Below are 10284 nucleotides of genomic sequence, written 5' to 3' on the forward strand. Positions count from 1 at the left end.
GATTTCAGAAAGCTTCCACCAATTCACCAATCTGTGTTCTTACATTGGCTTTTTATTAAAATCCATTTTGCTTAAACCAAACGGTCATTTGTTTTTCATCACGGTTAGCCCAAGCGTAATATGGGATCAATGTGAGATGACTCTTATTAGCGCCCTTAGGTTGGTCAAAGCTATACAGCGCATCATCTTCGGAATCAAGTTCTAATCGATAAACATCGTCGGTCGTTAGGACACCAACCCCGCTCAGTAAGTTAGCTCGATAGTCATACTTGAAGGTTGGCTTCTGATCAAGAACATATAACCAGAGCGGTTCTTCGTTATCCACACCTTCTGCCGCATAAACGATGGCGCCTCGTTGAACTGCAACTTTCATTGTATCAGAACTTACCCGGGTACTTGCACGGACTAAGCGAGCTTCCATGTTTAATTTAACAGAAATTTCAGCCGTTTCATCATCAATATTCAAGTACAAGATGCCTTTTTGTAGGCTTGATTCAACGGGCTTGCCGTTCATTTCAACCGAATATTTGTCCAAGCTCCAAGCCGGAATTCGGATACCAAACTTAAAACTATTCTTGTTCGGATTTGAAATGCTGTAGTGAATGTTGCCATCCCAAGGGAAATTCCCAGTTTGCTTAATTTCAAGGCCATTATTAAATTTGGCGTCGTTTGCGATAAATTGATGAGATAAGATGACATCATCTTTCACTTCATACAAATACTGATCGAGTGACGCAATCAGCCGGGTGATATTAGCCGGGCAGCAAGCACATGCAAACCACGAGGACCGTCGTAATGCAATATGCTTTTTGCCAGGATTTAATTTGCTGGCTAATGGATCAGCTTCCAATGGGTTGGCATAGAAATAATGCTTACCATCAAGCGCGATGCCACTCAAGGCACCATTGAAAATTTCCTTTTCAATGACATCACCAAATTTGCCTTCAAAATCATTAACTAACATCTGCTTAGTAAAGAACGTCATTGAAACCGAAGCACATGTTTCACCATAATCAGTATCATTTGGAAGATCGTAATCGTAAGTAAATGCTTCGCCAGTCGCCGTTTGACCCACATTACCTGTTATATACATCTGCTTCTTAACGATATCGTTCCAGAGACGGTTGGCAGCGTCTAATAATGGCTTGTTATGGCTGACTCTGGCCACATGAGCTAATCCGGTACAGAAATAGAGCACTCTAACGGCATGTCCATGGGCATCCTTCTGTTCAGTGATTGGCTTGTCCGCAAAGTAATAACGATCGCCAATTGTCCGAAGCTCTGGGAAGAAGTCGTTATCAATTCCATCCGCCTCATTTTGGGCGTTAAAGAAATTCAAATCCTGGCCCCGTTGAGTAACAAAATACTCCGCCAATTTCAGATATGTTTCATTTTGAGTTGTTTCATAAAGTTTGGCTAAGGCCAATTCGATTTCAGGATGACCATCGTATCCATGAATTTTGCCATCTTCAGGGCCAAAATGATTATTAATGCAGCTGGCCATTTTTTCAGCAATATCCAGTGCTTTTTGATTGCCAGTTGATTCATAATAAGCAACCCCAGCTTCAATATAGTGCCCCATTGAGTAAAGCTCATGGGATTGTTGCAGCCGCTTGAACTTCCGTTTAGGCGCATCGATTTGGAAGTAAGTTGACAAGTAACCGTCAGGATCTTGGGCATCGGCAATTAAATCAACTGTCCAATCGGCTTCCTCTTTCATCTTTTGATCTGGATTGTATTTTAAAACGTAGGCAACGGTTTCCAACCACTTGTATACATCGGTATCTTGGAATGGGTATCCAAAGTGATGGCCTTTTGCCCGCCCTGCGGCGATCTTTAAGTTCTCAATGGCACCACTGTGATCAGCTGCGCCACCGGCAGCGTCAGCATTCGTTACATCCATTTTGCCTTTGTCATTAATCATATCCCATTGAAACGGAACGGAGTCCTTGGCAATTAAATTACGATAGCGGTTCCAAAAATCCGAAGTAATTTGAACATCATTTAATTGAATCTTAGTTAATTGTTTCATCGTTAAAACCATCCTTTCAAGCGACCAACCAATTTGGCATGATTGATCAATGTGTTAATCTCAATTAATCAGGCTTGATTACACTTATAATGATAGCGGTTCCAAGTGAGGATTAAAACTTATAAAAAAATACATCTGGTGTCAAAAAGTGATTTTTTCGTTACCGCTTTCATTTTCAACGTGGTAAGCTTGATTTAACAGAATTATTCACTAGTAGATTTTTAAGCCCCCGTGGTACAGCGATGTCAAAATTATTGAGTTTACCTGTTGATTAAACGGAAAGCCAAAATCGATTTTAGGTGGATAAATACGATACCAATTAAATCACTGAGTTTAGACAGTTAAAAGATAGAGGTGTTCACGTTGGATAGCCTTATGTTTCCCAAAAATCAAGTTGTGACATTTATGATTGGTGGCAATTTTTCGGCCGACGCTGGCTGGAAACACAAGCTTCGTTATCACCATGGCGATTATGAATTGATCATTTGCGTAAAAGGGCCAATCAACCTGCTAGTCGGTGACGAAACTGTCACCTTAAACGCGAATGACATTTACATTGTGCCGCCCTACACGTCAATGAAGGGAACCGAGCCAAGTAATCGATCCATTGAATTCTACTGGCTTCATTTTCTACTGCCAACCAAGCCAGCTGCCAGCCAAGGTCAACTGCAGTCCGCCAACTCCTCAGATAAGAATCAGAATCTCATCATTGATAACAGTTACCACCTCCAAAGTTTAGACGAGTTACTGATTCTCACCCATCAGTTATTGGCAGTTGACGTTTCAGGCACATACAGCACTCAGCAACAGAACCTGTTAATGACGCTTATTCTAACCGTTATTGGTAATTTGGCTAACAAAACAGAAAGTGACGAAAAAAATCGGACGGTGGTCAATCAGCTCAAAGAATGGATTAGGGCAAACATTTATCGGTCACCAACCCTCACTGATATCGCAAACGAAACCGAGCTGAATCGCCAATACGTTTCCCGGCTGTTCAAAAAGTTTGTCGGTATGTCGCCAAAACACTACATGATCCAATTAAAAATTCAGACTGCCCAAGCACTCCTCATTAGAACGAATTTATCCATCAAAGAAATCAGTGGCTATGCCTATTTTTCGGATGACAAGCTTTTTATGAAGCAATTCAAACAAGTGACGGGGGTAACGCCGAGCTCATTTCGAAGTGAGTACCGAAAGATCTACCATAATAATCAAGTCATTGACCCCGTTTTACCCATCCCAGAAGAAATCACTCAGAAGTTGGATCACGATAAGGATCCGGGAACGCCTAAAGAATCGTAAAAAAGCAGGCAACTACCAGGAATTAAAAAGATTCCTGATAGTTGCCTGCTTTTGACTTTGAGCTAGTTGAGTCACCTTTTTACAAGACAACTCGTTGCAATACCTTCTTAATGTGAACTACTGAGTTACATAATGGGCAACAACTGGGACCTGAGTAACAGTAGAGCTTGGTGTAACTGTCACTGGATCAGCGTTTGCAAATTTGATTGTCCTCCCGTTAAATGTAATCGTGATGATATTGGCATCTTCCAAGACTTTTTGCACATCTGCAGAAGTGATTTCTGTTCTGGTCTGTGGAAATTTGTCATTTTGAGCAGCTGCAACAAGAGCATCCTTTTGAGTTTGGTTTAGTGCATCCCAGAACGCCCCACTCTGATCAGTTCCATCAACGGTAAAACTGATCCCAAGTTGATAAACATTGTTGGTTGCGGCAACTGAATCATAACCAGCTTGATAAGCTGCTTGTAAATCAGCGTCAAGGCTATAGTTAGCGTTACTTAGTTTTCCATTGGTGCAATCTTGGATGCCTTGATTACGCGCAATTGTCAGATTACTAAACATGCTTGCATAGGCGCGTTGAACACCAATATCGCCACTATATGATTTGTTAAGCGCCATTCCATCTTTGACATCAGCAATCGCATCAGCTCTTGCCTTTTGGGCATCGACCTTGGCTGCGTTATAACCTTGAGTGTAGGCTGCCTGAAGGTCCGAATTATTACTGTAACTGGCATTCAAGACATTCCCGTTAAAGTAATCCGTCCTCCCGGCGGCAGTTGCAACTTGCAAAGTTGCACTCGAAACCGCTGAACTTGAGGTTGTTGAGCTTGAAGTACTAGTTGTTGAACTTCCTGTTGCCGAACTATTCGTTCCAGCCACTACATCAGAGCTTGAAATTAAGTTTCCAGGAATCCAAGCACCATTGATGTCCGCGTCATAAGAAGCAATTTGATACCAGAGGTTTCCACCACGAGTTGTTTGAACTGACCGAACCAACGTGAACGCAGTATCTTTATAACCAGCTGTCGCAGTGATCACTTTATGATTGGTTCCAACTTTACGACCAACTTTGTATTGGGTGTACTTTGGTGCTTGGAAAAAGAACGTATTTGAAGAACTATTGACTAAAGAACTTGGGATACGGTAATTGGTATTCCCATCTGGAGTTAACGATGAAGTTGACGCACTCCTTACTGTCGTAAATGGTGTAACGCCACCATAAAATCCAGTTCGGCTTTTTCCACCATAAATCCAACCTCGATATTGTGCATCAAAGGAAACGACCTTATAGTAATATGTTCCTTGATTCGTTTTAATAATTCGGTATGCCCTGAAATTATTATTGTCTTTATTTGAATTTTTTAAAGACCTTACTTTTGATTTAGAAACAACCATCTTGGCACTTTTGAAAATACCTGGCTTGGAATAAATGGCGTTTCGAGCCGTTAAATTAACATTACGACTGTTACCAGCGCCACCCAAAGATCGATTATAGACAACCTTGTTGACACCCTTTGCAGATGCCGTTTGTGTGTTGAGCATCGCTACTCCTGCCAAGGCGCCAAGAGCTATAAAACTTACTATCTTTTTATTGATCATGATTTACTCCTTTCTCAACGATGAATTAGTAATTGCCTTGAATAACAAGTTTCTTATTGCCTGTTACATAGCTGCCATTTGCCAATTGGTAACGACTGGTTAAATGGTAGTTAACAATTTTCTTAATCTTTAAATGAGTGCCACGTTTGTAGTGCTTTACCTTTTCCTTAGAACTTGCTGTCTTATAAGCGTTAACGCCGTTTTTCGAAATCACTGTAATAATCTTGGACTTCGGTACTGATCTGTAATAAACAGGTGAGACATACTTACTGTTAGCTGTAATATAACCGGTTTTTCCAGCCGTCTTAGTTCCATGATTAACATCTTTAACTTTATAACGAAGAATTCCATCGTTGGAACGTGCATACCCTTTAACGATAAACATTGGCCGGTTTACCCGTTTGGCTTTCTTATAAGTTGCAATTCGTTGAGACTTCTTGAATGTAGAATCCTTGTACAGTGCAATCTTCTTGGATGCATAGACAACCGACCCAACTTTAGCTGCAGATTTTGGAACAGCTAGCTTGTTGGCATTATTCTTAATTTGAGAATCAGAGTTCGTGTTAGTTGGCTTTGAAGTGGTAGTACTTGATGAACTCGAAGAACTAGTTGGGTTCGTTGTCGTAGTAGTGGTAGTAGTTGTTGTGCTTCCACCATTACCATTTGCACTTGGGGATGGTGCAGGTGTTGGTGCGCCTGCCTTCACAATCTGAAGTTTACCATCCTGTGCAGATACTGGAATACTTAGTTCAACCTGTTTCTTGGTACCACCATCACTGCCGTTAAATGAAGTAACGACTTTGCCATTGAAGAGGACATTATACGTTGCATTGTCGAAAGTATTACCGTCATAGATTGTCAAATCTGCATTATGGGCTTCTTTGGAAACATTCTGGAAATCAAATGTTGTTGAGTCACCATCTTTATCAACATCAGCATGCGTGTACTTATCCCCACTGAAGGTATAAGCGAGATGTTGATCAATCAAATTAAGGCGAGTCCTCAGTCCATCTTCTGGGGTAACACTTATCGAATCACCGTTATCCTCAACATCAGCGCCATAACCAGTTAAACCAAATATTGGATCATTGACTACATCGGCCGATAGCACTTGGAGGGCACCGAACAATGAAAGGTCAGCTTCACCTGAGAGCGGAATCCAGCCATTATGCATGGTTCCTGCTCCAACCCCATAATGTTGTCGGGTCGTATTGCCTAATTCGGCTTGATAATACCAAGCAACTGCACCAATGTTATTACTGTTCCCGTCAATTTGGCCACTGTTAATGTGGGTTAAGTTGCCCAATTTAGCGGCATAGTTGGCTCGTTCAGCAAGCCCCAGTTGATCTTGACTCATACCGTTATTTTGTTCACGTAACCAGTTATCCATGGCAGTCCCTGCGAGTGAGTCAGTGTACTGGAATTGCCACCAACTTTCACCATTAATGGTAACTGGCACACTATATTGATACCAGGTTGGCTGGACGCTTCGGCTTGCCCTTGTCTTCATATCGACCATGTGCATCATATTTTGGTTGTTGTACATATTTCCAAGCCCATAAACACCTTCCTCGGCCGTATTATCGTAAGGATATTCTGAAGTATAAGGATATGGATCTTGGGCAAAGGCAGCATACTTGTTCTTTAGGATATCTTGAATTGTATTGGCTTCACTGGTCAGATGCTCTGACTTGAGTGCAGAGATGATTCCTGCGTCAGTAGATTCCCCTTCCAGACCATCATTGTTATTGACGGCGTTATTAACATAAAGCGATTTCATAATGTTATAAGCTTTAAGCAAGTAATCCTTTGCACTTTCTGGATAGTCAATTAGATTAGGGTAATTCTTTTCGATTTGATACATCTCATAGTATGTGTTATAAACGTGAGGGTACGCCCATCCTCTCCATGAATAGTCATCTGTGCCGTTACCATTAACGACTTGGTCAGTCAACCAATTAGGAATTTTGTAGTCCTTATGATGGTTTTTCATTAATCCATTCCAGATGCCATCTTCCAAATAACTGCTCAAAGCTTCTACTTGGTCTTTGTTAGGGTCATTGGCATTTTGGGCAGCTAAGAAGAGTCCGTGAGTTAAGCCCCAATCGTCTCCCCAGCCCAAGTTACCCCAGTTAGATGCGCCACCAAAATTACCGCGTTTGGCTTGAGTATTGAAATCCCAGTCATCAAAAATATTGTTGTAGAACTTGCTGGAGTCTTTCCACTGAGTTTTCAGCATAAAGTTAGCATGTTGTGACAGTGCCTTTTCTGGGTTATCGATCACATAGTACTGAAGAGTTGTTTTCAGCGGATTACCATTGACCTTATAATTAACAATCACATTATTACGACCTAATGATTTGAAATCAAAATTGTAAATATGATATTGTTCACCATTCTTCGTGATAGTCTTATCAAAGGTCACTTTCCCTTGTTCGTTTGATCCCAAGTTTGAACTGGTATCATTATTTGAGTTTGCTTGTTGTGATTCATAGTCGTTGGTTTGGTTTTGATAGTCAAAACTAATATCACTGGCTGGAACCTTAGTGTGCAAATATAACTTACCAGTTGCTTCGCCATCGTTGTTCTTAGGCACAATCATCCCAGGTACCGAAACGGCGTCCATAACATTTTCTTTGTACAAGATTGACTTCAGTTGGTCTTCATATTTTGTACTGGTCATATCTCCTGAAGTGGATGATGTATTGGATGTTGCTGAACTAGATGATGCTGCCTTGGTATTGTTCTTAATATCCGATCGACTAAATTTAAAGGAATAGGTCTTTGACTGTTGAGGGGCAAGCGTCAAAGAAGTGTTGGGCAAATATCCTTCGTTAGTTTCTTTAATAGCGTTGGAGTGAATATAATAAACACTTAGACCATTGTCATAGCCACTTTTACTAAATTGGGTCCAAGGTTCCTCATCCCCTGTGTGGCTGTATTGACCCCAGTGATCTTGATACTCAAAGCCCGCATCGGTTGTATCATCAGGTGTCATCACTAGGAAGTTGCCAATTCCACTTGGGCGTGTAGCGTAAACATAAGACGAATTCTGACCAACAAAGCTGTGGTAAACCACACTCTCTTGATAAGCTTGACTCGTCTTATCGGCGCCGCTATATTTCCACCATTCTTTGAATGGTAGTGGCAATCCAAAATCACCAATGACAAGACCATGATCGCTATCATTTTTAACGGTAATATCCCATTTAAGGTGACCATCATTATCTAGAGAATAAGTTTCAGTCACACCCATGTTTTGAATACCACCATTGTTTGTGCCTGGGGTATATGTGACAACAACTTTTTTATTATTTGAAATGTCGATATTGCGGGTTGCATCTGATTTATTCGTGTATTCTTTTTGCCACACATTATCAGCACCACTCGCTCCACTAGGCTGAGTACGGAAGATCAAATCCCCAACCCATTCGTGACCGGTGGTGTTTTGGGCAGGATTATCTTTAGCATTCATCACGTAATTTGTGTCGAAATCATCGTCACTGAGATATAGTCCTTGAATTGTTCCGTTGTCACCAATATCAACTTTAAAGTTATCATTGGTCATCTCATAACCAGTACTTGTTTTAACGGGTTGAACCGACCCTGGTGTTGTATCTGGATCAGTCGCAATTTGATCACTATCTCCAGTCTTTTCCGCTGAGCTCTTTGTACTGGTACCGTTTGATGAATTGGAATCCGTACTCTGTGAATCCGTAATCCCTGACGCAGTTGGAAGGACTCCGGATGCGTTTGACTGTGATGTGCTCGATGCCATCGTAGTTGTTTTATCCGCAAAAACCTTTCCAGTGCCAGCTGGTGCTGTAAGTAAGGCAATCGATGTTAGCAACGCAGTGCTAATGCCGAGTGCTAGTAACTTTTTATGCATAAAAAAACTCCTCTCAAATAATTAATTTGAATCGACCAACAAATCACTTCTAGATTAGGTAGTGAATTGACGGTATATATTGCAAAAACTTTTCCCAAAGTATCATACTCAAATCCTCAAAATAGTCGATAATGCACGATTTAATTTGCAATCGCTTACAATGACCATTATACAGTGCACAATAAATTATCAAATGGAATAAACAACAATGGTTTTATAATTTTATACAAAGTATATTTGGATTTTATATTAACATTAATAATCGCTAGTATAGATATAACGGCGTTTGTGAAAGCGGTTAATATGGTTCCCCTTCTATCAACTACTGTATTTTATAATTTTATTCAGCCACTTTATATAATGTAACATTTGTTTGCTCTCTGAATAAAGTTGCAGAAATTTGTGTATAAAAAATGGTTGGAACCGTCCAGCATCCCTGCAAGATGGTTCCAACCATTTTATTTTCTATATAACAACGTTTTGCCACTTTCTTGAACGGGAGAAAGTGTGTGTCAAACAAATTTTCTTGAATCTTTTGAGTATCAATTATGACGAATGGGGTTTCGTGTGAAGCATCCAATCAGAAGGATGCTTACATAATCTTACTTAATTAATTCGAAATTATTCGTTTGTTTGACCATTCTTGGCATGACGGGCAGCCAATTCTGATTTGATTTGTGGTTCCATCTTTTCGTACTTGAAGTACAAGCACATGATGGCAGCAACAATCGCATAGATGATAACTGGTAACCAGATAAACGTAAAGTGAATAGCTGACAAGGCGTGAGCAGTTTGAGTCTTGTTAGCAACGAATCCAGCAGCAGCCATGATCTTTGATGGGATGAATGAACCGAAGCCTGATCCTAATTGAATACAGAAGGCAGAACCAACGGCAGTCAAGAAACCAGGAGCCCGGATACCGGTCTTCCATTCACCATAATCAACAGTATCGGCTAACATACCAAATGGCATTGCAATGGCAGTTGAAGCACCGAAGATACCAATGATCCAAGCGATGATAACAAGTGTAAAGTTGTTACCAACGAAGGCCATCATGATTTGACCAAATGCACCAACAGCTAAACCAATTAACATTGTTGCGGTCTTGTTAGTAACCTTAACAATGAATGGAATACAAATAGTTGCAATGATTCCAAGAACTTGAAGTCCGTTAAATACAGAAGTTAATTGTTCGTTACCCAAGTTATATTTAGCATAGTAAACTGAAATTCCGTTACGAGTTGATTGTGCAACCCAGTAAATAACGAATGCGACAACCAAAATGTACCATGGGTTATTACCAACAGTAGCTTTCAATGAATCCTTGAATGGAATTGGCTTTTGAACGGCAATGGTACGTTCCTTCATTCCCTTGAATGCCATAAACAAGAGGATAACGGCTAAGAAACTGTTTGAGATCTCTAAAAGCGGCGTAGGGAAACTGAGACAAACGCTAAAG

General features: G+C 40.6%; 5 protein-coding genes. 1 reads left to right on the forward strand and 4 read right to left on the reverse strand.

Annotated features, from left to right (window positions below; genetic code table 11):
- Positions 1 to 55 precede the first annotated feature (55 nt).
- Complete coding sequence (locus FD12_RS12870; protein ID WP_056983407.1) at positions 56 to 2032, reverse strand: glycoside hydrolase family 127 protein; 1977 nt, start codon at positions 2030 to 2032, stop codon at positions 56 to 58.
- 363 nt (positions 2033 to 2395) lie between these two features.
- Between FD12_RS12870 and FD12_RS12875 the strand changes: the two genes are divergently transcribed.
- A complete protein-coding gene (locus FD12_RS12875; protein ID WP_225427286.1) occupies positions 2396 to 3337 on the forward strand; it encodes an AraC family transcriptional regulator in 942 nt (313 codons plus the stop codon).
- A 117-nt stretch (positions 3338 to 3454) separates the two neighbouring features.
- Here FD12_RS12875 and FD12_RS12880 read toward each other — a convergent pair whose 3' ends face one another.
- The 3 genes from FD12_RS12880 to FD12_RS12890 form a co-directional block, all read right to left on the reverse strand.
- Positions 3455 to 4879, reverse strand: coding sequence for a hypothetical protein (locus FD12_RS12880; protein ID WP_225427287.1), 1425 nt, complete (start codon positions 4877 to 4879; stop codon positions 3455 to 3457).
- An 82-nt stretch (positions 4880 to 4961) separates the two neighbouring features.
- Entirely contained in the window at positions 4962 to 8825 is a 3864-nt protein-coding gene (locus tag FD12_RS12885; RefSeq protein ID WP_056983409.1) for a DUF5695 domain-containing protein, read from the reverse strand.
- A gap of 621 nt (positions 8826 to 9446) precedes the next feature.
- A partial coding sequence (locus tag FD12_RS12890; RefSeq protein WP_235809051.1) for an MFS transporter occupies positions 9447 to 10284 on the reverse strand: 838 nt, incomplete at its 5' end.

It is taken from the genome of Lentilactobacillus rapi DSM 19907 = JCM 15042 (assembly GCF_001436255.1).
In the GTDB taxonomy this organism is placed as follows: domain Bacteria; phylum Bacillota; class Bacilli; order Lactobacillales; family Lactobacillaceae; genus Lentilactobacillus; species Lentilactobacillus rapi.

Coding starts and splice junctions, on each gene's coding strand:
- FD12_RS12870 (WP_056983407.1), bottom strand. CDS start 2,032: ATGAAACAATTAACTAAGATTCAATTAAATGATGTTCAAATTACTTCG.
- FD12_RS12880 (WP_225427287.1), bottom strand. CDS start 4,879: ATGCTCAACACACAAACGGCATCTGCAAAGGGTGTCAACAAGGTTGTC.
- FD12_RS12885 (WP_056983409.1), bottom strand. CDS start 8,825: ATGCATAAAAAGTTACTAGCACTCGGCATTAGCACTGCGTTGCTAACA.